At 34.3% G+C, this 24,989-nt stretch carries 27 protein-coding genes; 9 read left to right on the top strand and 18 right to left on the bottom strand.

The genetic code is table 11. The annotated features are described in order from the left end of the window. Positions 1-57: 57 nt before the first annotated feature. The 3 genes from L0669_RS00470 to L0669_RS00460 all read right to left on the bottom strand — a co-directional run bounded on the left by L0669_RS00470 (position 58) and on the right by L0669_RS00460 (position 1,415). Positions 58-513 (bottom strand): tRNA (cytidine(34)-2'-O)-methyltransferase, encoded by a 456-nt coding sequence (locus tag L0669_RS00470; RefSeq protein WP_263760510.1) that lies wholly within the window; start codon positions 511-513, stop codon positions 58-60. Between the two features lie 81 nt (positions 514-594). Next, entirely contained in the window at positions 595-1,155 is a 561-nt protein-coding gene (locus L0669_RS00465; RefSeq protein ID WP_263760508.1) for a pseudouridine synthase, read from the bottom strand. A 59-nt stretch (positions 1,156-1,214) separates the two neighbouring features. After that, complete coding sequence (locus L0669_RS00460; RefSeq protein ID WP_263760506.1) at positions 1,215-1,415, bottom strand: hypothetical protein; 201 nt, start codon at positions 1,413-1,415, stop codon at positions 1,215-1,217. Between the two features lie 188 nt (positions 1,416-1,603). Between L0669_RS00460 and L0669_RS00455 the strand changes: the two genes are divergently transcribed. Then, positions 1,604-1,975: a hypothetical protein gene (locus L0669_RS00455; RefSeq protein ID WP_173971142.1), complete on the top strand. Its 372-nt coding sequence runs from the start codon at positions 1,604-1,606 to the stop codon at positions 1,973-1,975. 161 nt (positions 1,976-2,136) lie between these two features. After that, entirely contained in the window at positions 2,137-2,889 is a 753-nt protein-coding gene (locus L0669_RS00450) for an SDR family NAD(P)-dependent oxidoreductase (RefSeq protein WP_263760504.1), read from the top strand. A 65-nt stretch (positions 2,890-2,954) separates the two neighbouring features. Here L0669_RS00450 and L0669_RS00445 read toward each other — a convergent pair whose 3' ends face one another. The 5 genes from L0669_RS00445 to L0669_RS00425 all read right to left on the bottom strand — a co-directional run bounded on the left by L0669_RS00445 (position 2,955) and on the right by L0669_RS00425 (position 7,293). Next, positions 2,955-3,476 (bottom strand): MepB family protein, encoded by a 522-nt coding sequence (locus L0669_RS00445; RefSeq protein ID WP_263760502.1) that lies wholly within the window; start codon positions 3,474-3,476, stop codon positions 2,955-2,957. Between the two features lie 53 nt (positions 3,477-3,529). After that, complete coding sequence (locus L0669_RS00440; protein ID WP_263760500.1) at positions 3,530-5,401, bottom strand: hypothetical protein; 1,872 nt, start codon at positions 5,399-5,401, stop codon at positions 3,530-3,532. Next, positions 5,398-5,874 carry an RNA polymerase sigma factor gene (locus L0669_RS00435; protein WP_425250480.1) on the bottom strand — a complete coding sequence of 159 codons (477 nt, stop codon included), beginning with the start codon at positions 5,872-5,874 and terminating at the stop codon, positions 5,398-5,400. The genes L0669_RS00440 and L0669_RS00435 overlap by 4 nt, the downstream gene beginning before the upstream one ends. A 126-nt stretch (positions 5,875-6,000) precedes the next feature. Further along, on the bottom strand, positions 6,001-6,402 hold the full coding sequence (locus tag L0669_RS00430; protein ID WP_263760494.1) for a hypothetical protein: 402 nt from the start codon (positions 6,400-6,402) through the stop codon (positions 6,001-6,003). Between the two features lie 6 nt (positions 6,403-6,408). After that, on the bottom strand, positions 6,409-7,293 hold the full coding sequence (locus tag L0669_RS00425) for a protease complex subunit PrcB family protein (RefSeq protein ID WP_263760492.1): 885 nt from the start codon (positions 7,291-7,293) through the stop codon (positions 6,409-6,411). A 202-nt stretch (positions 7,294-7,495) separates the two neighbouring features. On the opposite strand from L0669_RS00425, the gene L0669_RS00420 reads away from it, so the two are divergent. From L0669_RS00420 to L0669_RS00405, 4 genes are all read left to right on the top strand, one after another. Further along, a complete protein-coding gene (locus L0669_RS00420) occupies positions 7,496-8,869 on the top strand; it encodes a DNA recombination protein RmuC (protein WP_263760490.1) in 1,374 nt (457 codons plus the stop codon). Between the two features lie 46 nt (positions 8,870-8,915). Then, a complete protein-coding gene (locus L0669_RS00415; protein ID WP_194616748.1) occupies positions 8,916-9,464 on the top strand; it encodes an acyl-CoA thioesterase in 549 nt (182 codons plus the stop codon). Between the two features lie 29 nt (positions 9,465-9,493). Continuing rightward, positions 9,494-9,889: a VOC family protein gene (locus L0669_RS00410; protein WP_263760488.1), complete on the top strand. Its 396-nt coding sequence runs from the start codon at positions 9,494-9,496 to the stop codon at positions 9,887-9,889. Between the two features lie 460 nt (positions 9,890-10,349). Beyond that, a complete protein-coding gene (locus L0669_RS00405) occupies positions 10,350-10,919 on the top strand; it encodes a YceI family protein (RefSeq protein WP_263760486.1) in 570 nt (189 codons plus the stop codon). A 201-nt stretch (positions 10,920-11,120) separates the two neighbouring features. Here L0669_RS00405 and L0669_RS00400 read toward each other — a convergent pair whose 3' ends face one another. After that, positions 11,121-12,032 (bottom strand): TIGR01777 family oxidoreductase, encoded by a 912-nt coding sequence (locus tag L0669_RS00400; RefSeq protein ID WP_263760483.1) that lies wholly within the window; start codon positions 12,030-12,032, stop codon positions 11,121-11,123. A gap of 97 nt (positions 12,033-12,129) precedes the next feature. Between L0669_RS00400 and L0669_RS00395 the strand changes: the two genes are divergently transcribed. Continuing rightward, the gene (locus L0669_RS00395; protein ID WP_263760481.1) at positions 12,130-12,792 is read left to right on the top strand and encodes a TetR family transcriptional regulator C-terminal domain-containing protein; all 663 of its coding nucleotides are present in this window, start codon (positions 12,130-12,132) and stop codon (positions 12,790-12,792) included. After that, positions 12,789-14,093: an ABC1 kinase family protein gene (locus L0669_RS00390; protein WP_263760479.1), complete on the top strand. Its 1,305-nt coding sequence runs from the start codon at positions 12,789-12,791 to the stop codon at positions 14,091-14,093. Before L0669_RS00395 ends, L0669_RS00390 begins: the two co-directional genes overlap by 4 nt. A gap of 648 nt (positions 14,094-14,741) precedes the next feature. Here L0669_RS00390 and L0669_RS00385 read toward each other — a convergent pair. The 8 genes from L0669_RS00385 to L0669_RS00350 all read right to left on the bottom strand — a co-directional run bounded on the left by L0669_RS00385 (position 14,742) and on the right by L0669_RS00350 (position 22,220). Continuing rightward, on the bottom strand, positions 14,742-16,037 hold the full coding sequence (locus L0669_RS00385) for a cryptochrome/photolyase family protein (protein ID WP_263760477.1): 1,296 nt from the start codon (positions 16,035-16,037) through the stop codon (positions 14,742-14,744). A gap of 93 nt (positions 16,038-16,130) precedes the next feature. Further along, entirely contained in the window at positions 16,131-16,595 is a 465-nt protein-coding gene (locus tag L0669_RS00380) for an SRPBCC family protein (protein ID WP_263760475.1), read from the bottom strand. Between the two features lie 140 nt (positions 16,596-16,735). Further along, positions 16,736-17,176: a sterol desaturase family protein gene (locus tag L0669_RS00375; RefSeq protein ID WP_173971160.1), complete on the bottom strand. Its 441-nt coding sequence runs from the start codon at positions 17,174-17,176 to the stop codon at positions 16,736-16,738. Between the two features lie 126 nt (positions 17,177-17,302). Beyond that, positions 17,303-18,142 carry a phytoene/squalene synthase family protein gene (locus tag L0669_RS00370; RefSeq protein WP_263760473.1) on the bottom strand — a complete coding sequence of 280 codons (840 nt, stop codon included), beginning with the start codon at positions 18,140-18,142 and terminating at the stop codon, positions 17,303-17,305. 3 nt (positions 18,143-18,145) lie between these two features. Beyond that, positions 18,146-19,612 carry a phytoene desaturase family protein gene (locus tag L0669_RS00365; protein WP_263760471.1) on the bottom strand — a complete coding sequence of 489 codons (1,467 nt, stop codon included), beginning with the start codon at positions 19,610-19,612 and terminating at the stop codon, positions 18,146-18,148. Positions 19,613-19,650: 38 nt separating this feature from the next. Further along, the gene (locus L0669_RS00360) at positions 19,651-20,550 is read right to left on the bottom strand and encodes a MerR family transcriptional regulator (RefSeq protein ID WP_263760469.1); all 900 of its coding nucleotides are present in this window, start codon (positions 20,548-20,550) and stop codon (positions 19,651-19,653) included. A 72-nt stretch (positions 20,551-20,622) separates the two neighbouring features. After that, positions 20,623-21,585 carry an ion channel gene (locus L0669_RS00355; protein ID WP_263760467.1) on the bottom strand — a complete coding sequence of 321 codons (963 nt, stop codon included), beginning with the start codon at positions 21,583-21,585 and terminating at the stop codon, positions 20,623-20,625. Positions 21,586-21,719: 134 nt separating this feature from the next. Next, positions 21,720-22,220 carry a tetratricopeptide repeat protein gene (locus tag L0669_RS00350; RefSeq protein WP_263760465.1) on the bottom strand — a complete coding sequence of 167 codons (501 nt, stop codon included), beginning with the start codon at positions 22,218-22,220 and terminating at the stop codon, positions 21,720-21,722. Positions 22,221-22,489: 269 nt separating this feature from the next. Between L0669_RS00350 and L0669_RS00345 the strand changes: the two genes are divergently transcribed. Then, positions 22,490-23,809: a serine hydrolase domain-containing protein gene (locus L0669_RS00345; protein ID WP_263760458.1), complete on the top strand. Its 1,320-nt coding sequence runs from the start codon at positions 22,490-22,492 to the stop codon at positions 23,807-23,809. A 9-nt stretch (positions 23,810-23,818) separates the two neighbouring features. On the opposite strand, the gene L0669_RS00340 is transcribed toward L0669_RS00345, so the two are convergent. Next, positions 23,819-24,784, bottom strand: coding sequence for a DUF4421 family protein (locus L0669_RS00340; RefSeq protein ID WP_263760456.1), 966 nt, complete (start codon positions 24,782-24,784; stop codon positions 23,819-23,821). Positions 24,785-24,989 lie beyond the last annotated feature (205 nt).

Genomic DNA, 24,989 nt, shown 5'->3' with positions numbered 1-24,989 from the left:
TCAGAAATTTAATGTGAACTATAAATATAACACTCCTCCGGAGCTTACAATTATATCTTAAACCTTCAACCCAATTTGTCTTTTAGCTTCACCAACCACAAAAGCTACAGAATTCGCGATATTAAAACTTCTGATTAATTTCGACATTGGAATCGTTAAATGATTTTCAAAACGAGCCAAAACTTCCTTGCTTAAACCAACACTTTCTTTCCCAAAAACCAACCAGTCTCCATCCTGAAAATCAGTTTCAAGATATGATTTTTCAGCATGAGAACTCATCAGGAAAACACGTGACTGGTCCGGAATCTTTGCGATCCATTCTTCTATATTTTGATATTCAGTAACATCAAGATGTACCCAATAATCCAATCCCGAACGTTTCAGGTTTTTATCATTAATAACAAATCCAAACGGATGAATTAAGTGCAATCTACTTTCAGTACCCACACACAATCTTCCAATATTTCCAGTGTTATTTGGTATTTCAGGTTCTACAAGAACAACGTTTAGCATTTTTTTGAGTTATGAATTATGAGTTATAAGTTATTGAGTTTCCAAAAATTATCTAAATTATCTAATTGCCAAATTATCTAATTAAAAATGATCAACTTCTCGAACTTCTCCCGCTTTTAAGTCCTGCAAATATACATTTCCTATACGAACGCGAACCAATCTTAAAGTAGGAAAACCAACTGCGGCAGTCATTTTTCGAATCTGACGAAATTTTCCTTCATTTACCGTTATCGATGCCCACGAAGTTGGCCCGTGTCGTTCGTCGCGTATTTTTTTAGCCCTTGGCCCAAAATCAGGAATTTCAGTTACTATAAAAGCAGAGCAGGGTTTGGTTTTGTATTTGCCTCCATCAAAACCAATTTCGACACCTTTTTGCAATTCTTCAATCGCTTCAGGAGTAATTACACCATCAACCTGAACATAATATTCTTTGTCAACTTTTTTGCTTCTTATTTGCTCGCTCACTTTTCCGTCGGTTGTGAGTAAAAGCAATCCTTCAGAATCTTCGTCAAGTCTGCCAATGGCCATTGTCCCTTCCGGAAAATCGTGTAATTCTCCTAAAAGTTTTTTCTTTCTTTTCAATTCATAAATAAATTGACTCAGATAGCCGTAAGGTTTAAAAAAAATAAAATGTTGATGCATGCCGTATTTTTTGACTGCAAAGATAGTTTTGTTTCAGAAGTAATTCCAACTTATTATGATCATTCGTTTTTCATTTTCTTCAACCATAAATACACGAACCAAATTACCGTTACCACAAAAATCACCAATAAAGGCACGTAATAATCTTTGATGAAATTATGAAAGTAACTTCCAATGAAAAGATAAGCTGAAGCGATACATAACTTTATTATAATAAACTCAGCATTAGTCCAGGTGGTTTTGATTTTGAAAAAGTTCATAATATGAGTTTTTTGAATTTTAGCATCTAATTTACGATAATGCTGGGTTAACGTTTTGAAAATGATATTGTTATTTATTTTGAGTTTGATTTTTAGAATTATTGAAGAAACCAAAAGCAATGTTAAAGAGCTTACTTTTCCGCTATAGAATTCGTAATATTATAAGACTAACACTAAAATACAAAATTATGGAAACTAATAATTTAGGATCGAAAAAGATAAATGGAGTACAAAAAAATATAGATGAATCTAAAGGGAAAAACATTTCGCATGATGGAAAATCAGATGATCCGAATTTAAAAAAAGAAGTCGTTACAGATACTGAAGGAAACAAAAAAGTAGTTGAAAGAGCCCGCAACGAAAATGAAGACATCAAAGAAGTAAAAGATGATGGGAAATCTAAAGGCGCAAATGCCAATAGAGGAGTAGCATCAGATGAAGAAGCTAAAAAAACGGTAGAGAATAAAGACCGAAATTCTGATATCACGCCCAATCGTTATCCTAATTCTGATCCGGAAAGTCATGAAGATCGCGGAAATATGAAATTAGACGAAGAGTAGATGCTATCTTTAAATACTAAAAAAATCCCTGATTTTAGGGCTTTTTATCTAAAATAACATTTGATTGGCAAACGGCGTTAATGTTATTCTAAACTCGGTTGTGAGGTTGGTCGTCCCTATAGTTCTTCGTAAATTGTAGTATAATTTAAAATATATTAAAAATGGCACTTTTAGAAAACAAAGTAGCTTTTGTATCCGGTGGAGGTTCAGGAATTGGACGTGCAGTGGCAGAAGCTTACGCTCGAGAAGGAGCAAAAGTAGTACTTTCAGATATTAACGTAGAACACGGAGAAGCAACCGTAAAATTTATAAAGGATAAAGGTGGAGAAGCTTTTTTTGTAAAAGGAGATTCATCAAGCGCAAGCGACAATAAACGTATGGTTGAAGTAACCGTCTCAAAATACGGCCGACTTGACATTTCGTGTAACAATGCAGGAATGGGAGGTCCGGCAAAACCAACTGGAGAATACGAACCCGAAGCCTGGGATAAAGTAATTGCGCTGAATTTAAGCGGTGTTTTTTATGCCTGCCGATATCAGTTAGAGCAAATGGAAAAAAATGGCGGAGGAAGTATTGTAAATATCGCATCGATACATGGTCAGGTTGCAGCGCCGCTTAGTCCTGCTTATACTGCATCAAAACATGGAGTAGTAGGATTAACTAAAAACATTGCGGCTGAGTATGCCCTAAAAAATATTCGTTGTAATGCTGTTGGACCAGGTTACATCGAAACAGCTTTACTAAAAGATAATTTAAATAAAGATGCTATGAATGCCGTTGCGGCAAAAGCACCTATGAATCGTTTAGGAACCGCTGAAGAGATTGCAGAATTAGTAGTATTTCTAAGTTCTGAAAAATCTTCTTTCACAACCGGAAGTTACATCATTGCCGATGGTGGATATACAGCGATCTAAAAATTGATTTCTTTTTATTATGATAAAAGGCATCCGTAAAAACTACGGATGCCTTTTTTTATGTTTTAAAATAAAGCCTTAATTGTATTTAAATTTGGGTTAGGTGTTATTTCGTAGAAATACTCCAGTTGCCATTTTTGTGTTTTTTGAGCTTGCTGATTTGTTGTTTCATCCCAAGGCGGATAAACTCTTGTGGCTCTTTTTCCTTCTTTAGTGGCTGTAGAAAAGATTCCCTTTTCCAGCAAAATACTTTTAGGAAAAATAAATTGTCCCAGTAAATGATCTTTTCGAACACTAATTATTACAAAATCAATAGCATCCAAAAAATCAAAAGGTGCTATAATTCCGGTTGTATTGCGTTTCCATAAGGTTACAAACTGTCCGGCTTTTGTGGGTGTTATTTTCGCTTTTCTGTAGCAAATAGACTTTCCGTTCAAATAAAAACGATAAGCTTCATAATCGGCACTTTCAGATTCTGGCTCAGGTGCAGTAATTTCAAAATTACAACAATCATAAACTGTTTCTTTGGCAATGATTAAATCTTCAGATGGTGATTTTTGATCGTTCCAATTGTTTTTGATTGTCATTTTAGGGAAATTTCTATTAAGTTATTTTAGGTAAAATTACCATAAAAAGAACGTTAAAAAGAAACATTCAAACCAAAATTTAATCCCCATTGAAATTGATTAAACGATTGATTGCTTAAAGGATTGATGTAATAATTCATAGCCGGTTCAATAAAAACATTTGTTTTTTTATAAACACGATACTGCAAAGTACTACTTAATGTAGAACCATAAACATAATCGTTTGCATTTACGTTCTGGCCAATCGAATTACCATCTAATGCTACATTATTAGAAATCAGTTTCCCTACAAAACCACCGGTATTTAAATTGATACTGGCTCTCTTCATACTAAAAATAGCATACGAAACCTCTAAAGGCATTTCAATATATCGCAAGTTTTGATCGAGATTACCATTCTTAAGATTGTTGTTTTCGATATTATTTTGCTTGAATGCATCGCTGGTCGAATTAGGAACAAACACATAATTATCATTGGCCGTAATAGGAGCTGATAAAGCCGCAGAAGCACTTTGATTAAAATAGTCGCTTGAACTAAAAAATGCATTGTTTTTTGCACTTATGTACGAAACATTGGCAACGCTTTGTCCTAATTCATTGATTTTTAAACCAGACGCAACAGCCCATTTCTTGTTGATTTTATATTTGGTTTTTACTCCATAACTATTACTTTGTCTGGAGTCATTTGTATTGCCCAGCGTTTTTTCGTTTTTATAATTTTCAGAACTGGCAACTCCGGCAAAAACTTCAACCGCCCATTTTTCATCGTTGGCAGCAAGTCTATTTTTGCTTTCTTTTTTCTCATCAGGAAGTATACCTTTTTCTAAATTTTGAAGTTCTGCCAGTTGTGCAGAATCTTTTTTGCTTAAAACATCATTAAACTTCGAATTGCTTTTTTGATTAGTAGCCAATTGTTTTTCTGATGATAAAGCAACATTGTTTTGTTTTGCCTGACTTTCGTACAATGCTTTTTGATTGCTATTTACATTTGATAATGTAGGATTCAGGGCAATAGCATTATTGTTTTTTGAAGTCGGTTGATGGTCAAAAATTGATTTCGATACTTGATTTTTTGAGCTTGGATTAAACGGATTGACTTTACCCGCAGAAAACGTTTTTTCGGCTAAGATCTGATCGCTGGCTTTTTTATCTGCATTAGCCATCTGACTTTTAGCAACTGAATTAAATCCGTTTGTTTTAGCCGGAGCCAAAGTTTTTTCAGCCAACGCTTTGTTCGAATATTTCTTATCGCTTAAAGGTTGAACTTTAGTATTTGGATTAGTTGCTTTACCTGAAAAATTAGTTTTTTCGGTTGAGGTTTGATTCGAAACATTTTTATCCGCATTTGCCATTTGATGTTGCGAATCAGAATTAAATCCGTTTTTAGGATCCGTAACAAATGTTTTTTCGGCTACAGCCTGATTGTTGTTTGGTTTTTCAGTATTTGCTTTTGAATTTAAACTACCAGTATTATTAGTGTTTTTTGAGTCTGTATGAGCAATTGCCGTTTTTTGATTTTGATTTTTTTGAGAATGTTGAGGTTGATTAGCCTTTTCTTTTAGCGATGAATTGTCATTAACAACATCAGATTCTTTCTCAGTAACCATTTTTTCTGATTTGTTTTTCTCATCTAGGATTGTGCTATCTGTACCAGAATTATTTTTTTGCTCGTCAAGAACCACACTATTATTTTGCTGAGAATCAATTTTTATGGTTTTAATTCCTGAATTCGATGTAAAATGTAAAACAGAAGGGAGCAGTAAGCCTAATAACAAGCATGCCGCAGCCGACCACCAAAGAATAACCCTTTTCTTCTTTTTAGGTTTGTCTAATTTCTTCTCAATTTCGCCCCATAATTCAGGAGGCGGAACACTTGAAAAGTCTTCCATTGATGAAAAAATATCTTCTATATTTTGCTTTTTCATGCTATTTTAAAATTTTTTATGCTCAGTATTTTTTTTTGCAAAATGTGCTTGGCCCTATTTAAATTTGATTTTGAAGTTCCTTCTGAAATGTTTAATAATTCTGCAATTTCCCGATGTTTCATTTTTTCAAAAACATACAAGTTAAAAACCGTTCGGTATTGATCAGGTAAATCGCGAATATATTCTAGTAGTTTTTCCTGTTCAATGGGGAGAGTTTCTAATTCTTCCTCTTCGACAAAATCAGTATCAGGATCAAAAACATCCAAAAAGAAACTTTCTTTTTTCTTTTTATTTAAAGTTTCGATTAGTTTGTTTATGAAGATACGTTTTAGCCATCCTTCAAAACTTCCTTCAAATTTATATTGACTTATTTTTTGAAAGACAATTACAAAAGCTTCCTGAAAAACATCTTTTGCATCATCTTCATTCTTCATGTACTTTAGGCAAATACCATATAAAACAGGAGAGAACAACTGATAAATTTTCAGTTGTCCCTCTCTGTCATTTTTTATGCACAGTAGAATGTATTTTTCTAAATCGTCTTTCAAAAAAGTGGTATTGTTTGGTTTTGCAAAAATAGTTTTTATAAGCTTATAAAACTACCTTTTAAAAATAGTACGGGCCGCATCCTGGTTATTGCTCACAATCGTTAGATTTTGATTGTCAAGACTTTCGATGATATAAGTCTTGCCCTCAAAAGTAATCAGGTCATTTTCTGACTGGTCGAAAAAGCTGCTGCCTTTTTCTATTTGATAAGCACTATTTCTAATTTCTACATTGTTCTTGTAAGTAATCACTCTTCCGTCATGAGTAAAAACGACCTTCTTTGTAAATCCGATAGTTTTAGGAGTCGCCGTGTATGGGTTACTGCCACCGCCAATCGATTTTTGCCAGACCCACGTATTGACGATAGATCCTGAATTCAGGGTTGTTGATTCTACTGAATAAGCAGTTGAAAAAAGACAACACACAACAATCAATAATAAAAATTGTTTTTTCATGATTAATTATTTTTGAGCTGCAACTTTATCCTGAATTGCTTTTTTGAAAAGTTTTATCTCAGAACTCTGATCGCTGGTATCGTTATTATCAATAAAAATTTTAGTTACAATTCCCGCCTGACGAAGTTCAAAATAAGTACCTCCCTGGTTAGCAGCATCTGGTGTACCGTAAGTTTTTGTTTGTCCTTTTAAATTTAAAATTTCTGTAGGTACGCTTTTTAAGAATAATGTATAATCTCCTTTTTTGCTTGCTACAGTATATTTATATTGGTTAAAATCAAAACCATTTGCAGCAACATTTTGGAATTTTAAGATATTATAATCATTCAATTGATAAAATTTTCTGCAATCTGTGCCACCTGTACATTGATTAAAGTAAGTTCCTACTACAATGTTGTCAGGATTCTCATTTGTTTTATTAAAAAGAATTGGTTTTGAAGTCTTAGGAATTAAGATAAAATCGCTAGGATAGTTTACTGTCGAAGTAATAGGCTCTCCAGGTTGTGGTGCTTTTTCATAGTACGTAACCAAAATTTCGCATTTGTTTTCTACCATACCGGTTATTTTTATACCATAACCTGTTGTCGTTTTAAGACCTGAGAAAAGACCCACTAAATAGTTTTTAGTAAAATCGATAGTTAGATCGCCTGCGTTTGGACAAGCACTCGCACCTTCACGCTTAGTAAAGAAACTCTGTAATTTTTCATCTGTATTAACTAATATATAAGTTGGAACAGTTGGATAAGCTTTTACATTGTATGCGCATAAAAGAGGAGTTCCTGTAAATGCTGATTCTTCTGTTGGTCCGCAATCTGTTTTTATATCGTCATTATTAAGCGAACACGCACTGAATCCAAAAGCTATCAATAAGCTTAACATTAATTTTTTCATGAATAAAATTTTAATAGGTTATATATACTGTAGATGTGCATGTTTTGAAATGGTTGCGTTAAAAAAAAAGTTTTTTTACATAAGAGTAATTTTCAGAATGTTTTTTAAATTCTGACTGAGTATTAAAATGTGAAATTTCGATTTTAAAAATTAAGCACTTCGTATTATTGATTACTTTTACTTTTTAAAAATAAATTCAATTATGTTCGATTTTCTTCCCTATTTAGTGGCTTTTGTTGTGGCTTTATTTCTGGGCGTTTTTTTGGGTAAGCTGCTGTTTTCGGCTAAATTTCAGTCAGAAAAAGTCAGTCTCGAAGAGCGATTAAGTGCCACTGTAAATCAATTGCAATTGCAAAAAGAGCAATATGAAAGGGAAAGAAATAATTTTGAAAAACAAGCTCAGTTAGCTTCTGCTGAAAAAGAAAACATTCGTACAGAAAAAGACAGTTTAGCGATTCAGCTTTCTAAAAAAGAAGTTGATTTCGAAAATTTATGGGAACGCCATAAAGAACAAAAAAACGAAATAACCGAATTACAGGAAAAATTCACCAAAGAATTTGAAAATCTGGCCAATAAAATCCTCGAAGAAAAATCGGCAAAGTTTACCGAACAAAATAGCGAAAATATGAAAAATATCTTGTTGCCTTTGCAGGATAAAATTCAGATATTCGAGAAAAAAGTCGACCAAACACACAAAGAAAGTATCGACTATCATGCAGCACTTCGTCAGCAAATTATAGGTTTAAGCGAGATGAACGCGCAAATGAGCAAAGAAACCTTAAACCTGACAAAAGCTTTAAAAGGCGATAGTAAAATGCAGGGAAATTGGGGCGAACTGGTTCTGGAACGTGTTTTAGAAAAATCAGGTTTAGAAAAAGGAAGAGAATACGAAGTACAGCAAAGTTTTACCAATAACGAAGGCAATCGTGTTTTTCCTGATGTTGTAATCAATTTGCCGGATGGTAAAAAAATGATTGTTGATTCTAAAGTTTCTCTGGTTGCTTACGAAAGATGGATTAACGAAGAATCTGAAATTCTTAAAATAGAGTATTTAAAAGAACACGTAAATTCTATAAAAAGACACGTAGAACAATTGGGCAATAAAAATTATCATGATTTATACCAGATAGAAAGTCCTGATTTTGTGTTGCTTTTTATTCCGATAGAACCCGCCTTTGCCATTGCTTTAAACGAAGATTCAGCGCTTTATAACAAAGCATTTGACCGTAATATTGTAATTGTAACTCCTAGTACTTTGCTGGCGACTTTAAGAACGATTGATAGTATGTGGGCGAACCAGAAACAACAGGAAAATGCTTTCGAAATTGCCAGACAAGCCGGAGCATTATACGATAAGTTTGAAGGTTTTGTTAGCGATCTTGTTAGAATTGGAAACAAAATAAAAGACACTAAAACCGAATATGAAAACGCCATGAGCAAACTCGTTGATGGTAGAGGAAATTTAATTTCAAGTGTCGAAAAATTGAAGAAAATGGGAGCAAAGGCTAAAAAGTCACTTCCTGAAAATATAGTTGCAAGAGCCGCAAATGAAGATGAAAATTCATTATTGAACTAAAATTGATCCCAAACAAAATAAATTATATACCCTATAAAACTTAAACATGACAACAGATTTTAAACCAGTTTCTTCATCAAAAATCAGTATTTCGGAGTTAATGCTTCCATCGCATACTAACTTTAGTGGTAAAATTCACGGAGGTTATATTTTGCAATTACTGGATCAGATTGCATTTGCTTCTGCTTCAAAATTTTCAGGAAATTACTGTGTAACAGCGTCTGTTGATACGGTGAATTTTCTAAAACCAATCGAGGTTGGTGAATTGGTAACGATGAAAGCTTCTGTAAATTATGTGGGTCGAAGCTCAATGGTTGTGGGTATTCGTGTTGAAGCCGAAAATATTCAGACTGGAGCAATTAAACATTGTAATTCCTCTTATTTTACTATGGTGGCTAAAGATAAAGACGGAAAAAGTGTTCCTGTACCGGGATTGATTTTATCTAACCTTGATGAAGTTCGTCGTTTTAGAAAAGCAATTAAACATATTGAACTTAGAAAAGAGGTCGAAGAACACGAAAAAGTAACCAATGTAAGCTCTATTGAAGATTTAGCAGGTTTAGCTAAATACAACGTATTATTAGAAATTAGCTAGAATAATTCTCTCACTTAAAAGTAATAAATATGGTAAAGTTTGGATATACAATATTATATGTAGAAGATGTAGAAAAGTCAGTTTCGTTTTATGAAAATGTATTTGGCTTTTCAAGAAAATTTGTAACTCCTGAAAATGATTACGGAGAATTAAGTACCGGCGAAACTACAATTTCATTTGCTTCGAAAAAATTAGCTGCCCAAAATCTACCAGATGGTTTTATAGAAAGCACTTTAGAAGACAAACCTTTTGCAATCGAATTAGGGTTTATTACAGATAATGTTGGCGAGCTGGTACAAAAATCAACTTCTTTTGGTGCGGTTTTAATAAAAGAACCAACACAAAAACCATGGGGACAAATTGTAGCCTATGTTAGGGATGTTGACGGTTTTTTAATTGAGATTTGTACTGAAGTACAAGGGTAAATAATTTGTGATAATATACCATCACTTTGTCTTTGTTCCATCGGAACATTTCATTAGTAGTTCAATAAATACGGCGTTTTTTCGCGTTCAGTAGGAACGTTTGATCAAACGTCCCAATGGGACGATGTTTCTCACGGTGGATTTTTTTCTACCAATGAAGTGTTCCGATGGAACACAATTTAAAATATAGTAACTTAATGACATTGCCTGTAGGGACAACATCTCTCATTTTACAACTCACATTTTACCTTTTACAACAAAGAAAACATTTCACAAATATTTGGCAAAAATCGGCAACCGTGTCCGTTAAAATTTCGTAACTTTAAGTGTAAACATTTGGTTATCACTTTTTAACGGAGTACTGCCATTCAATTTTTTTAAAACTTATATTAAGTCCAGTTTTTTTCTCTTCTTAAAATAAAAAAAATCGAATGACATAATTGTTTAATTATTGACGATTATGAAAAAAACTACTTTTTTTATTTTGCTATTTACAGCCTATTCTGTTATTGCACAGGATAAATTTTCCACCAACACAGGAACTATTAATTTTGAAGCTTCTGTACCTTTCTTCGAAGAAGTAAAAGCTGTAAACAGACAGGTTGCCATTATCCTGGAACCTAAAACAAGTACATTTATTTGTACTGTGATTGTGAAAGATTTTCGTTTTAAACTAGACATGATGCAACAGCATTTTAACGAAAACTACATGCAAAGCCGCCGTTATCCTAAAGCTGTCTTTAAAGGAAAAATTGAAAAATTTGATTTAAAGAACGTGGATGAAATTGAAAAACAATATCAAATAAAGGGGAAATTGGTGTTACGCGGAAAATCGAAGGATGTAATCGTAAGTGCTTTAATTAAGAGAGTAGGAGACGGAATTCAGATTGTGTCTGATTTTCCTATTGCTGTTTCTGATTTTAACATACAAATTCCGGAAGAAATAGCTGCGAAAATTTCTAAAACGGCCAATACTGAATTAATAGGGGTTGTGAAAACAAACGAACAAATGTATCTTACTCTAAAATAACTTTTTGGATGTAATCTAAAAAAGTAATTTAACACATAGAAACATAGGTTTTAGAGGTGTAAAAGAATATAAAAAAGAAACTAGTTTCTCAACACATAGAGCTATGTTTGTTAGGACTAGTGAAGCGCCTTATATAACTTTACAAAGGCTATGATCCTATGTGTTAAAATAATTACACTCAAAGAGTTTTAAAATGAGATCTTAATTCAGACAACTTATAAGAGCGCTTTCTAAATCAGTAAATTGAAAATCAAATCCCATCTTTTGTATTTTTTCAGATGAAACTCTCTGGCCTTCTAAAACGGCTACGCTCATTTCGCCTAAAACTATTTTAAGGACAAATGCAGGCGCTTTAGGAAGCCAGATTTTGTATCCAAATAATTGAGCCAGAATTCTGGATAAACTGGCGTTTGTAGTATTGTCTGTCACGCAGGAATTATAAGGCCCCGACATTTTCTCGTCTACAATAGCCTTTAAATAAATATTACATAAATCCTCGATATGAATCCACGGAACATATTGTTTTCCTGTGCCTAAGATAGAGCCAAAACCAGCTTTAAAACTCGGAACAACTTTTTTCAGGAAACCTTCATCTTTACCCAAAACAATTCCGGTTCTCACTTTTACGGTTCGAATACCTAGCGTGTTGATTTGATCGACGGCTTTTTCCCATTCCTGGCAAGTAATGCCCAAAAAGTCATTGGCAGGCGTCGTATTTTCGGTACATATATTTTGGTTGGTATAAGCGCCATAAATACCCACTGCCGATGCTGAGATAAAAGCATCCAGCTTTTTATTAGTTTTCTTAAGCACCGAAAAAATAAGGTCAATAGGTTGTGTGCGGCTTTCGAGAATTTCTTTTTTACGTTTTTTTGTCCATCGTTTTTCTACTATTCCTTCGCCGGACAAATGAATAATGTAATCCGCTTTCAATATTGCTTCTTCATCAATATAATTGCGGGTAAGATCCCATTTGTAGTAGGTGATCGAAGAAGTGTTTTTTCTATCAGAGCGGCTTAAAATCGATATCTCAAAACCATTAGCAATAAGCAAATCGGTTAAGTGTTTGCCTATAAAACCCGTTCCTCCGGTTAATAAAATATTTTTTGCCATGATAGTTTATAATTTATTTAACAGCTTCTTCTGTTTAACGATAAGTAAAGATAATTAAACATTGATTACCTTTAAGGCAAATTAAAAAAATAATAAGATGGAAGCTAAAAAGAAGACAATCAGTAAGGAAGACATCGTTTCAATATACATGGAAGAAGTTCTGGAAAAAGGACAAAAGCCAAAATCGGTTTATCATTTCGCTAAAGAAAATAATTTTACCGAAGCCGAATTTTATGTTTTTTTTGGAACTTTAGAAGGTCTGGAAAAAGAAATATTCAGATTATTTTTTGCCAACACAATCGATTTGTTAAACAAAAACTCAGAATATCTCGAATATGATATGAAAAACAAAATGCTGAGTTTTTATTTCACCTTTTTCGAAATTCTAACTGCCAACAGAAGTTATGTTTTACAATCTTTAAAATTCGACCGAAATCCGTTAAAAAACTTAGTGCAGCTTACTACACTTCGAAATAGTTTTAAAGAATACGTTTCAGAAATCCTGACTGATGATTACAGATTAGAACAGGAAAAATTGCAAAAGTTTCAGGAAAAAGGAATTCAGGAATCGACCTGGCTGCAATTAATGCTCACTATAAAATTTTGGGTCGATGATGAGTCAGCGGCTTTTGAGAAAACAGATATTTTTATCGAAAAATCGGTTAATGCTTCATTTGAGTTAATGAATGTTACGCCTCTCAATCACCTTATCGATTTGGGCAAATTCTTGTTCAAAGAAAAAATATACAGCAAACAATGAAAACAATCGATTATATCCCAACCTCAAAAATAGAAAGAGCCAGTAAGTTAGTACAAACCGGTGCAAAAATAGGGGTAAACTACGTAAAGCATTATGCCGAAAAAATAGTAAATCCTGATTTAACACGCGATAAACTGAACGAAAACAACGCCGAGGATATTTACGACGGACTAAAAAGTTTAAAAGGCAGCGCGCTAAAAGTAGCGCAAATGCTAAGCATGGACAAAAACTTTTTGCCTCAGGCGTATGTCGAGAAATTTTCGTTATCGCAATTTTCTGTTCCGCCACTTTCAGCGCCATTGGTTTTAAAAACCTTCAAGACTAATTTTGGTAAAACGCCTTATGAAATCTTCGATGAATTCAACGCCAATTCTGTAAATGCGGCCAGTATTGGTCAGGTACATTTGGCAGTAAAAGACGGTAAAAAGTTAGCCGTTAAAATTCAGTATCCCGGAGTAGCCAATAGTATTTCGTCAGATTTGGCTTTGGTAAAACCCATCGCGATCAGAATGTTCAATCTTCAGGGAAAAGACTCTGATAAATATTTTAAAGAAGTCGAAGATAAACTCATAGAAGAAACCAATTATTTACTTGAGTTGCAACAAAGTCAGGAAGTTGTAGAAGCTTGCAGCAAGATCGAAAACATACTTTTTCCACGTTATTATCCGGAGTTTTCTTCAGAAAAAATCATCACAATGGATTGGATGACGGGAATTCATCTTTCTGAATTCACGGCAATAAATACAGATAAAGCAATTGGAGATCAGTTGGGTCAGGCACTTTGGGACTTTTATATGTACCAAATTCATGTTCTTAGAAAAGTTCATGCCGATCCGCATCCCGGAAACTTTTTGGTCGACGATCAAAACAATCTGATTGCATTAGATTTTGGCTGTATGAAAAAAATTCCCGAAGAGTTTTATGTGCCATATTTCGAATTAATCAATAAAAACGTAATTACAGATAAAGCACTTTTCAATCAGAAGTTGTTCGAATTAGAAATTCTTCGTCCGGACGATTCACCATCAGAAATTGAATATTTTACTGAGATGTTTCATGATTTGCTATCACTTTTTACGAAACCATTTCAAAACGAAACTTTCGATTTTGCCGATGAGACTTTCTTTGACAGCATTGCCAAATTAGGCGAACGTTTCTCAAACGATACCAATCTTAAAAAAATGAACGGAAATCGTGGTTCTAAACACTTTATTTACATGAACCGTACTTTCTTTGGTTTGTATAATTTAATGTTTGATTTGAAAGCGAAGATTGTCGTTGATAATTATTTGAAGTATTAGGAGCTATTTCCTAGGTATTTGCATCTATGGCACACGGATGACACTGATTCGCTATTGCGAAAACGCGGATTTATGCGGATTTTTATATATAGACCTTTGTCAAAGTTTTGAAACTTTTACAAAGGTTTTCTCTTGGGATATTTTTATCGCAAAGTAACCGTAAAATATGTCATCTCGACGAAGGAGAGATCACACTCGTAACTCGCCAAAGATTGAGCGTTATAAATTTTTCTTTATTAAAATAACAAACCCGACAGGTTTTTAAAACCTGTCGGGTTTACTTTTAGGAACGGAATTTCTAGTGTGATCCTTCGTTCCTCAGGATGACAAGATTGCGGGTAATAGTAGACATCACCTTTGTCAAAGTTTTAAAACTTTGACAAAGGTTTTCTCTTGGGATATTTTTATCGCAAACTAACCGTAAAGTATGTCATCTCGACGAAGGAGAGATCACACTTGTAACTCGACAAAGATTGAACGTTATAAATTTTTCTTTATTGAAATAACAAACCCGACAGGTTTTAAAAACCTGTCGGGTTTACTTTTAGGAACGGAATTTCTAATGTGATCCTTCGTTCCTCAGGATGATAAAATTGTGGTTAAACGTTTCGAAAAACATTGGAATTTGGGATTTAAATTTTTTGAATTTTATTTAATTATTCCCGCCTTATAAGTTGCAATCGCGCGATCTCTTGCAAAAGCGTGATCGACCATTGGTTCGTTATATCCCAAATCAAATTCAGGAATCCATTTGCGGATGTAGATTGCTTTTTCGTCGAATTTCTTTTGTTGAATTTCGGGATTAAAAACCCTGAAATAAGGTGCAGCATCACAGCCTGTTCCTGCTGCCCATTGCCAGTTTCCTACGTTTGATGCCAATTCGAAATCTAATAATTTCTCGGCAAAATAAGCTTCGCCCCATTGCCAGTTGATCAATAAATGTTTGCATAAGAAACTTGCAACAACCATACGCACGCGATTGTGCATGTATCCGGTTTCGTTAAGTTGGCGCATTCCGGCGTCGACCATTGGGTAACCCGTAGTTCCGGAACACCAGCGTTTAAAATCGTCTTCGTTATTACGCCATTGAATTCCGTCGTAAGCTGACTTGAAATTGTGATTGACACAATTAGGAAAGCTAAACAGAATCTGGATAAAAAACTCTCTCCATATTAACTCGCTTAAAAAAGTTTGGTTTTTCTTATTCGCCCAATTGACTAATTTTCGAATACTCACCGTCCCGAAACGTAAATGTGGTGAAAGATAGGATGTGCCATCTAAAGCTGGAAAGTCTCGTATTTCTTTATAATTACCAATTTGAGTTAAGTTGTGCGGAAGTACTTTTATGGCGCTTCTTTCAAAACCAATTTGAGCTAATTCAGGAAATTTGAAATTGTTTTTGGCAAAATTTACAAGTAAAGGTTTTGTATCGTATTCCAGAGCCTGACCTGAAAGATGGTATTTTTCGAGCCATTTGTTTTTGTATGGCGTATAAATCGTGTACGGAAGTCCATCGGCTTTTGTGATTTCTTTTTCTTCGAAGATTACATGATCTTTGAAGGAAGTGGCTTCGATATTGTTTTGTTGTAATAAGTCAACAATGGCCATGTCGCGTTTTATGGCGTATGGTTCGTAATCTTTATTAAAGAAAACGTGTGGAATGTCGAATTCTTCTATGAGTGATTTCCAAACGTCGAAAGTTTTTCCTTTTTTGATTAGGATGGAAGAATCGATTGTATTTAATTCTTCATTTATTTTTTGAAGTGAATCGTAGATAAAACTAACACGCGCATCATCTTTAGGAAGATTTTCTAAGATATCTTCGTCAAAAATAAATAACGGAATTACCGGAAAATCAGATTGCAGGGCATTGAATAACCCGATATTATCATCAAGACGTAAATCACGTCGAAACCAGAAAAAGGTTGCTTTTTGTTTTGTCATTATAATGGAATCTGTTTTTGCCACAGATTAAAAGATTTTTAAAGGATTTCTTAATCTGTTTAATCTTTTAATCTGTGGCAAATATTTTTATAATTATGCTTTTGAATTGAATATTTCTTCGATTTTTTTGTGGCGATATTCAAAAATGGATTTTAGTTTATTTCTGACCATTATTTTATTGGCGAGTTGGCCCAAGATACCAAGGGGTAAAGCATAATGTACAACATCGGTCATTTTTGTACCGTTTTCTGTGGGTTCAAAAAAATGTTTGTGATGCCATAATGCGTAGGGGCCAAAACGTTGTTCGTCTACAAAATATTGATTTTCTGAAGAAACGGTTATAATCGTCATCCAGTTGATGGTAATGCCTAAAAGTGGTTTTAAAGTATAAGTAATCACTTGTCCGGGATACATGCGTTTGCCATCGAAATCCTGAATAACGAAACTCATATCGTCGGGTGTGATCGTTTTAAGGTTTTGCGGACTTGAGAAAAAGTCCCAACATTTTTCGATACTGGCGTTTAAGTGTTGTACGGTTTCTAGTTTATATACTTTCATAAAATCGATTATTACAGCTGGTTCTTAAGATGCGTTTGCGTTAGGGATTGCAGTGGAGCTCTTTTTGTGGCAGGCTTTTTCTGCCTGACATAAAAAAGCGGGAACGGAAAGCCCGACCCTTGGGTAACGCCCAAATAATGTTACATTTTATAATATTTAAAGGGCACGAATAACATTCCGAAACATTCGCCGTGTTCTTTTCCTAAATGCTTGTGGTGAATTTTATGCGCTTTTCGTAAACCGATCAGGTATTTGTTTTTGGTGTTTTTGAACCATTTAAAACGTTGGTGAATTAAAACGTCGTGAATTAAAAAGTAACAAGCGCCGTAAGTGGTGACTCCGCAAGCGATGAAAAACAAATAATTGAATCCGCCCTGAACGCCAAAATAAAAAAGTACAATACTTGGAATGGCAAATATGACGAAGAAAATGTCGTTTCGCTCAAATGTATGTTCGTATTTGGGTTGGTGGTGATCTGCGTGAAAATACCACATAAGTCCGTGCATGATGTATTTGTGCGTAAGCCAGGTTACACATTCCATGAAGAGAAAAACGCCTAAAAAGATTAAAAAAGAAATCATTTTTTATGTTTTGAATTGTTATGATAATCGTTTGTTCTTGAGGAACCTTACTATCTTAAGATGTATAGTTTGATTTAGCAAATGCGGTTGCTTCGTTCCTCGCAATGACAAAAATTGCGGGTAAATCTAAACTAACTTTAACTTGTAAGTTACAAAAGATTGCGCTAAAAGCCCGGCTTTGGTGTAATTTGAAACTCTGATTCTTGAACTTCCAATTTCGTAATACGGGGTGTTTTTTAGTTTTTTTAGCAGTTTTTTGTAATACACGTATGCGGTGTAAACGCCAAATTGTGCTTCGATAGGTAATTTTACAATTCCCTGATAAGCAACTCTAAAATCTTCTTCGATCTCGTTGATGATAGTGGTTTTGGCATTTTCGTCGAAAGAATTAAGATCTACTCCGGGAAAATAATTTCGGTTTAAAACCAAATTATCGTCTTTGAGATCTCTCAGGAAATTGACTTTCTGAAACGCCGATCCTAATCGCATGGCTTCGTTTTTGAGTTGCTCGTATTTATTCTCGTTTCCTTTTACGAAAACTTTGAGACACATTAAACCCACAACATCGGCAGAACCGTAAATATAATCTTCGTATTCGGTTTGAGAGTTGTATGTAGACTTGATGAGGTCTAGTTTCATGCTTTTTAGAAATGCCTGAACAAGATCGTCTGTAATGTTGTATTGCTTTACAGTATGTTGAAACGAGTTGAGAATAGGATTTAGACTAATGCCATATTCTATCGCTTTATAATATTCTTTCTCGAAATCATTGATGAGATTTTCTTTGTCGTAATCCTGAAACGAATCGACAATTTCGTCAGCAAAACGAACGAATCCGTAAATGCTGTAAATCGCTTCGCGAATGCTTGGCGAAAGCATTTTTACCGCTAGCGAAAAAGAGGTACTGTAGTTTTGGGTGACCAATTTGCTACATTTGAAAGAAACGGTGTCGAATAGTGATTTCATTTTTTAAGATCTAAAAGATTTTTGAATTAACTCGGCTACTAGTTTTCCTGAAATTAAAGCAGGCGGAACACCTGGGCCAGGAACGGTTAATTGTCCTGTGAAATATAAATTACGCACTTTTTTACTTTTTAATTTTGGTCTTAAAAAAGCCGTTTGCAATAAGGTATTGGCCATTCCGTAAGCATTTCCTTTGTAAGCATTATAATCGGTTACAAAGTCATTTTTGCAGAATGATCTCTTAAAGATAATATTATTTTTAATCTCTTGTTTTGTAAGTTGCTCAAAACGAGTAATGATTTTTTCGAAATATTCTTCTCTAAGTGCTTCGCTGTCATTTATTCCGGGTGCTAACGGAATGAGGAAAAATCCGCTCTCCTGACCTTCGGGCGCTGCAGTGTGATCTGTTTTTGATGGAAAGTTGGCGTAAAACAAAGGTGCATCGGGCCACTTTGGTTCATCATAGATATCTGCGGCGTGTTGATTAAAATCGACATCAAAAAATAAAGCGTGATGCGAAATGTTCTCTATTTTTTTATTGAACCCGACAAAGAATAGGAGCGAAGAGGGCGCGAAAACACGACTTTCCCAATATTTCTCTGAATAGGCACGATGTTCTGTGTCTAGTAAAGTTTCGGTATGATGGTAATCGGCTCCGCTTAAAATAATATCAGCTTGTATTGTTTTTCCGTTAATGACAATTGCGGTCGCGGTTTTGTTTTCTACTATTATTTTTTCGATAGATGAATTAGTCTCGATCGTAACGCCAAGTTCAAGAGCCAGTTTTTCGATGCCGCGAACAACGTCGAACATTCCGGTTTTGGGATGCCAGGTTCCTAGGCCAAAATCGGCATAATTCATGAAATTATAGAACGAAGGTGTTTTGGTAGGTTTTGCACCAAGAAACAAAACAGGAAATTCCAGAATCTGAATTAGTTTTTCGTTTTTGAATTTCTTGCGAATATCCGTACTCACAGTACTAAAAAACTGATCGAGTTTTTTGGTCGTTTCGAGTGTAATTAATTCTAATGGAGAAACTCCGGGGCGGTACACTAAATCTTTAATCGCAATATCATAATTGCTTTTGGCCTGATTGATGAAAGTTTCGAGTTCCTGACCACTTCCTTTTTCTATGGTTTCAAAAGTGGCTTTTATTTCTTCGAGATTATCGTAGATAGAAATAAAATCATCTACTCCAAAATAAACCCTGTAGGCAGGATTTAGTTTTATAAGCTCGTAATAGTCGGTTGTTTTTTTGTCAAAATCCTGAAAAAAACGTTCGAAAACATCTGGCATCCAGTACCAGCTTGGTCCCATATCGAAGGTAAAACCGTTTGCTATAAATTGTCGCGCTCTGCCGCCAATAGTTTCGTTTTTTTCATAAATAGTTACTTTGTTTCCTTGCTGTGACAAGTAACATGAAGCGGCTAATGCAGAGAAGCCTGATCCTATTATTGCGATTGTTTTTTTCATTTGTTTAACAAATGTACAAAAACTTTAAACAAAATGAATTATAGCATGCTAATTGTTTCTTCCATAGAATCGAAAATTCGTATTCTGTCGGGTAGCATTTTCTGGTCAATGTTTTCGACCATATTTCCCATAAGCCAAATTTCGTTGTTTTTTTGAAGTAGTTTTTGCCCCATAGATTTTACATACTGATTGATAACACTACGATCCGGCTGAACGGTCATGAAAGATACAAAGGTAATGTTCTCGAAATGTTTGGTTAAATCCTGAAGGTTTTCGATGGGCATACTTTCGCCAAGATAAATGGTTTTATAGCCGTGCGATAAAATTTCGTATTGCAGGTATAATAAACCTATCTGGTGAATTTCATTAAGCGGTAACGAAAGCACAAAGATTCTATTGGTTTTGCTTGGTCGTAATATTTGAAGGCTTTCGGTATATATTAATATTTTTTGCTTGATCAAATGACTCATGAAATGTTCATTTGCAGGCGTTATGGTTTCAGATTGCCATAATAATCCCAGCTCTTTTAATAGAGGAAGAAAATGATCTTTGAAAACTTCTTTGAATGATTTTTCAGAAATTAACCAATCGAAGGTATTGAAGAATATTTCCTGGTCAAAATTCATCATCGCCATCTTAAATGAAGTTATAGCGTAATTCTGAGAATTTTTCTTCGAAATAATTTCACGGACTAATTGCGGAATCTTTTCTTCGGGATAGGTTGCAATTTTAGAAATTTTATATCCGTATTCGTGTAATAAAGTAATGTTTAAAAGCTTTTGTAAATTTTGAAGATTATAGAGCCTAATATTGGTATCAGTACGCATTGGCTCTAGGATATTGTATCTTTTCTCCCAGATACGAATGGTATGTGCTTTTATTCCTGATAAGTTTTCGAGGTCTTTTATGCTGAAAACAGTCTTAATATTGTTTATCATTACTGGCTATTTGGTGAACAAAAATAAAATAAAATCCGAGATTTGTCTTAAAATCTTCTTAAGATTAGAGAATTACTCGAATTTGATGTTGGAGAATTTGTTTAATTTGTCTAAATGCAAAATTGTTTTAGAGCTGTCGTTACTTCGGTTGTACATGGTTTCGAATTTGGCTCCGTAAATAATTTCATTAAAAGTATACGATGTTCTGGCGGCAACGGTATTGCTGTACATATTATCAAATGTGGTGATGAATACTAATATTTCGCCTTGTATTTTTTCGAAATCTTCTTTGGTAAAATTATATAAAGGGCTGTCTTCGGTAATAGGATGAACGAGAGTCCAACTTAATGAGAGGGCATTTATTCGATCTAACTCGAGTTCTAAGCTGTAAAATTTATTGGTTTGTACGCCATTTTCTTCTACACTCATTCCTAATGTCATTTTTGCTGTGGCATCTGTAAAGTTGGTATTTTTAAAAGGTACAAGACGTATCATTAATCCTTTGTTTTCTCCGTAAGGGCTAATTAAGGCATTGTCTGCAAATTTTAAAAAAGCTGTTGGTTTGCTGAATCTTCCAAAGAATAAACCTGTTGCGATGGCAAAACTTAATAAGCCAATTAAAGCTTCGGCAGCTGATAGTGCGCTGGTTAAAAATCCGGTTGGACTAATGTGCCCGTAACCAACTGTGGTAAAAGTTTGCGCACTAAAAAAGTAGGCCTGACCAAATTGAGTTAAAACGCTTTGAGATTCTTCTATTCCGTCCAGATGTTCAATGCCAATCGCGTAATAAATAACGGCAAATATAAAATTGAGTACAATATAAAAAATAAACAAAATCGACATGAATTTCCAATTTGGCAAGTCGATCATGGTATGGTACCAACTTATGCGACGAAAGAAGTGCATACCTCTTTTCTCGATATTAGGAGTTCCGTCTTTGTTTACAAATCTTCCTCCGTAACTGTTTGCATTAACACCAAAACCGGAATTTTTATCGGTTTGTGCTTTTTGGTTTATCTTTTTTAAGAGTGCCATTAAAGTTTGGATTAGAGGACAAATGTAAGGATAACTTTGAGATGAAATTACATCGAATTTTTTGGAATAAAAAAAAGCAATTTGTAAAAACGATGTTTACAAATTGCTTTAATATTGAATACTTTAATGTCGCTTTATTTACAAAAAGTAGCTCTGTTTTTTATGGCACTCTGGCTGCCTAATTCGATTGCTTTAGAGAAATCTTTGCAGGCATTTTTTTTGTCTCCCAATTTATTATAAGCCAAAGCTCTTAAATTGTAAGCAATATAATCTTTTGGGTTTAAGCCAAGTGATGCGGTGCAATCGTCAATAGTTTCCTTAAAGTTGTTTAATTTGTAATTTACATTTGCTCTTCCTGTAAAAGCATCTGCGTTCATGCTGTCCAGTTCGATTGTTTTACTAAAATCAGCCTGGGCACCTTTTAGATCGTTGAGTTTTACTTTTGCAACGCCTCTGTTTTGGTAGGCTTCTACAAATTTAGAATTCATACTAATGGCTTTTGTGTAATCGGCGATTGCGCCTTTTGTGTTGCCGGCTTCGGCTTTTTTCAAGGCTTTGTCAAAATAGGCCGTTGCAGATTGTGCCCATGTAGAGCAGGTTATCATAATAAATGATAAGATTAAAAAGTGTTTCATAAACCAATTTGGGATTAGGTTAGTAGGTTAATTTATTCTGGAAACGAATTTAGCAAAGTTTTGTTTTGTAAGTAAAGTTCTTTTGTGAAATTACTATTATTTTTCTGTTCTTTTTATTCTGTTATATTTTTAATAATAGTAACTCATTCGGATTTAAGTTCTTAACTTAGCTAAAATCTTATATTTTTCGATCAATAAATTAATAGTTGAACGAATATCTTCTCGAAAATTTTACTCTTCATTTAGTCATTAACATAAATTAAAATAATATGAAACAAGTCTATTCTTATTCTCAATTGTTTTTCTGTTTGATATTATGCTGGAATAATTTAAAAGCTCAGGAAAAAACGAAGTATTTAGATGCAGAACAAAGTGATCCTGTAAAAATGGGCTGGATGGTTGGTTCACCGCCGCCAGCTGACCGAATTGCCCGTTTTGATGATGGAAGTTTTTTTCAGTTTCCCGCTCTTAGATGGAGTGTTGCTCATATGCGCCAGCTTATGCCTACTATAAATGTTTCTCGCGGATTGGGCAATTCAGTTGCTTTAGTCACAAACAATAATAAAAAAATCGATGATGTTAAGTTTGTTCCTCTTGGTGAAACGAAACCAATTACGTGGAAAGAATCCTTGCAAAAAGTTTATGCTGATGGTGTAATTGTTATGCACCACGGAAAAATTGTTTATGAGAAATATTTTGGTGCATTAACGCCGGATGGGCAACACGGAGCAATGTCGGTTACGAAGTCGTTTACCGGAACTTTAGGGATTATGTTGGTGAAAGAAGGTTTGATTGATACCACAAAAGTAGTTTCTCATTACATTCCGGAGCTTAAGAATTCGGCTTTTGGAGATGCGACTGTAAGGCAAGTGATGGATATGACAACCGCGTTACAGTTTAGCGAAGATTATGCCGATCCGAATGCTGAAATATGGAAATTCTCTGCCGCTGGTAATCCGTTGCCGAAACCCAAAGATTATGAAGGACCAAAAAACTATTATGAATATCTTCCTACGGTTAAAAAAAATGGAGTTCACGGAAAAGCTTTTGGCTATAAAACCGTAAACTCAGATGTTTTAGGATGGATTATATCGAGAGTTACGGGAAAAACAATAAACGAGGTTTTGTCTGAAAAAATATGGAGAAAGTTAGGAGTAGAGCAAGATGCTTATTATTCTGTAGATGCCGTGGGAACACCTTTTGCCGGTGGTGGTCTTAATCTTGGATTACGGGATATGGCTCGTTTTGGCCAGCTAATTTTGAATAATGGAAAATTAGGCACGCAACAAATTATTCCTAAAACTGCCATCGACGATATTAGAAAAGGAGGAAGTAAAAAAGCATTTGCCAAAGGAGGTTATCCTCTTTTAAAAGGTTGGAGTTATCGCGATATGTGGTGGATTACCAATAACGATCATGGTGCTTTTTGCGCTCGCGGAGTTCACGGACAGGTTGTTTACATAGATCCAAAAGCAGATATGGTGATTGTGCGTTTTGCTTCTAATCCACTTGCGAGTAATGCTGTAAATGATCCTTATTCTTTGCCGGCTTATGATGCTGTGGCAAAATATTTATTAACGATTAAATAAAGAGAATGTCTAATGCTCTGGAGGAATTGTTTCAATTGAATTTTTCTTGCCTAAAAAAGGATTAGAATTTAATCTCCAGATATAACCAATTTGTAAATTTCCGGAGGCTAAACCAATATTTCCTGTATTGTTATCTGTAAAAGAAGAAAATATAAGGTTGTTGATATAAGATAAACCAAGAGACCAATTTTCTTTATTATAACCGACCGATATTCTAGGGAAGAATGTAGGGTAGACTTCTATTTTTCTTTTGCCAAAATCGTTTATTCTTTCGGTACCAAGATTAACTCCCATGGTGGCAGATCCGCTGGTAAACCATCTTTGGTTAATTGCCCAGGTGTAGGCATAACCTCCGCTGACTCCGAATTGAAAGTTGCGTAATGAATTTTTAGATTTGTGTACGAAAGAACTATCAGAACCTATTTTGGTAAAATAAACGCCTCCGCCAAGTAAAAAACTTCCGGCTGATTTAAGTTGTCTTTCGTTTTGATTGAAAGCCGCTTTATAAGAGAATTTTTTGTTATTAAAAACATATTGCCCGAAAGCACCATATTGCTGAATGTTTAAATCCGGATATAATTTTATGTTTTTGTCTGAATCATCAGAAGTATAAAATCCGTGATATTTTTGAATGAAAAGATCGATTATGAATTTCCGCCCATAATTGTGAATCTGAAAATCGAGTGCTTTTGTTCGTCCTTTATCGTCATCTTTCATGAAGTTTAAACCATAACCGTAACTCAAATTAATTATCGTATTGTTGATTGAAACTCCAAAACCTAAACTCATAGGAGTATTGGGTGTGAAATTTTTAACTTTTCCGTCGACTTCTTTTTCCATCAAAATGAATTTTGTCGAAAGATAAGTTCTTAAAGAGAGTTTGTTTTCAAACGGTTTAATGTAGGTCGTATCAATCTGCGCCTGGCAAAAATAGGGAAGGATAAAAAAGAGAAAAAAATAAAAATATAATTTCATTACGATGTCAAACAAAAAATAATTACTCTTAGTATTTTTAGAAAACCTATTTAAAAAGAGTTTACAGGGTTTAAAAATAAGACGTAATTAATTGATTTTAGTTACAAAATTTATAAGTTAATGTAAGTAAAATGTGATTTAGGGTTTCTCTTTTTGTTTTAATGAAAGGACAATTTTAGGGCAAAACGGATCGGTTTCTTAATGG

Source organism: Flavobacterium bizetiae (assembly GCF_024271895.1).
Taxonomy (GTDB): Bacteria; Bacteroidota; Bacteroidia; order Flavobacteriales; family Flavobacteriaceae; genus Flavobacterium; species Flavobacterium bizetiae.
Note: the sequence above shows the minus strand (reverse complement) of the source record. Positions and strands in the feature narration are given on the sequence as shown.

Coding starts and splice junctions, on each gene's coding strand:
- L0669_RS00470 (WP_263760510.1), bottom strand. CDS start 513: ATGCTAAACGTTGTTCTTGTAGAACCTGAAATACCAAATAACACTGGA.
- L0669_RS00465 (WP_263760508.1), bottom strand. CDS start 1,155: ATGCATCAACATTTTATTTTTTTTAAACCTTACGGCTATCTGAGTCAA.
- L0669_RS00460 (WP_263760506.1), bottom strand. CDS start 1,415: ATGAACTTTTTCAAAATCAAAACCACCTGGACTAATGCTGAGTTTATT.
- L0669_RS00455 (WP_173971142.1), top strand. CDS start 1,604: ATGGAAACTAATAATTTAGGATCGAAAAAGATAAATGGAGTACAAAAA.
- L0669_RS00450 (WP_263760504.1), top strand. CDS start 2,137: ATGGCACTTTTAGAAAACAAAGTAGCTTTTGTATCCGGTGGAGGTTCA.
- L0669_RS00445 (WP_263760502.1), bottom strand. CDS start 3,476: ATGACAATCAAAAACAATTGGAACGATCAAAAATCACCATCTGAAGAT.
- L0669_RS00440 (WP_263760500.1), bottom strand. CDS start 5,401: ATGAAAAAGCAAAATATAGAAGATATTTTTTCATCAATGGAAGACTTT.
- L0669_RS00430 (WP_263760494.1), bottom strand. CDS start 6,402: ATGAAAAAACAATTTTTATTATTGATTGTTGTGTGTTGTCTTTTTTCA.
- L0669_RS00425 (WP_263760492.1), bottom strand. CDS start 7,293: ATGAAAAAATTAATGTTAAGCTTATTGATAGCTTTTGGATTCAGTGCG.
- L0669_RS00420 (WP_263760490.1), top strand. CDS start 7,496: ATGTTCGATTTTCTTCCCTATTTAGTGGCTTTTGTTGTGGCTTTATTT.
- L0669_RS00415 (WP_194616748.1), top strand. CDS start 8,916: ATGACAACAGATTTTAAACCAGTTTCTTCATCAAAAATCAGTATTTCG.
- L0669_RS00410 (WP_263760488.1), top strand. CDS start 9,494: ATGGTAAAGTTTGGATATACAATATTATATGTAGAAGATGTAGAAAAG.
- L0669_RS00405 (WP_263760486.1), top strand. CDS start 10,350: ATGAAAAAAACTACTTTTTTTATTTTGCTATTTACAGCCTATTCTGTT.
- L0669_RS00400 (WP_263760483.1), bottom strand. CDS start 12,032: ATGGCAAAAAATATTTTATTAACCGGAGGAACGGGTTTTATAGGCAAA.
- L0669_RS00395 (WP_263760481.1), top strand. CDS start 12,130: ATGGAAGCTAAAAAGAAGACAATCAGTAAGGAAGACATCGTTTCAATA.
- L0669_RS00390 (WP_263760479.1), top strand. CDS start 12,789: ATGAAAACAATCGATTATATCCCAACCTCAAAAATAGAAAGAGCCAGT.
- L0669_RS00385 (WP_263760477.1), bottom strand. CDS start 16,037: ATGACAAAACAAAAAGCAACCTTTTTCTGGTTTCGACGTGATTTACGT.
- L0669_RS00380 (WP_263760475.1), bottom strand. CDS start 16,595: ATGAAAGTATATAAACTAGAAACCGTACAACACTTAAACGCCAGTATC.
- L0669_RS00375 (WP_173971160.1), bottom strand. CDS start 17,176: ATGATTTCTTTTTTAATCTTTTTAGGCGTTTTTCTCTTCATGGAATGT.
- L0669_RS00370 (WP_263760473.1), bottom strand. CDS start 18,142: ATGAAATCACTATTCGACACCGTTTCTTTCAAATGTAGCAAATTGGTC.
- L0669_RS00365 (WP_263760471.1), bottom strand. CDS start 19,612: ATGAAAAAAACAATCGCAATAATAGGATCAGGCTTCTCTGCATTAGCC.
- L0669_RS00360 (WP_263760469.1), bottom strand. CDS start 20,550: ATGATAAACAATATTAAGACTGTTTTCAGCATAAAAGACCTCGAAAAC.
- L0669_RS00355 (WP_263760467.1), bottom strand. CDS start 21,585: ATGGCACTCTTAAAAAAGATAAACCAAAAAGCACAAACCGATAAAAAT.
- L0669_RS00350 (WP_263760465.1), bottom strand. CDS start 22,220: ATGAAACACTTTTTAATCTTATCATTTATTATGATAACCTGCTCTACA.
- L0669_RS00345 (WP_263760458.1), top strand. CDS start 22,490: ATGAAACAAGTCTATTCTTATTCTCAATTGTTTTTCTGTTTGATATTA.
- L0669_RS00340 (WP_263760456.1), bottom strand. CDS start 24,784: ATGAAATTATATTTTTATTTTTTTCTCTTTTTTATCCTTCCCTATTTT.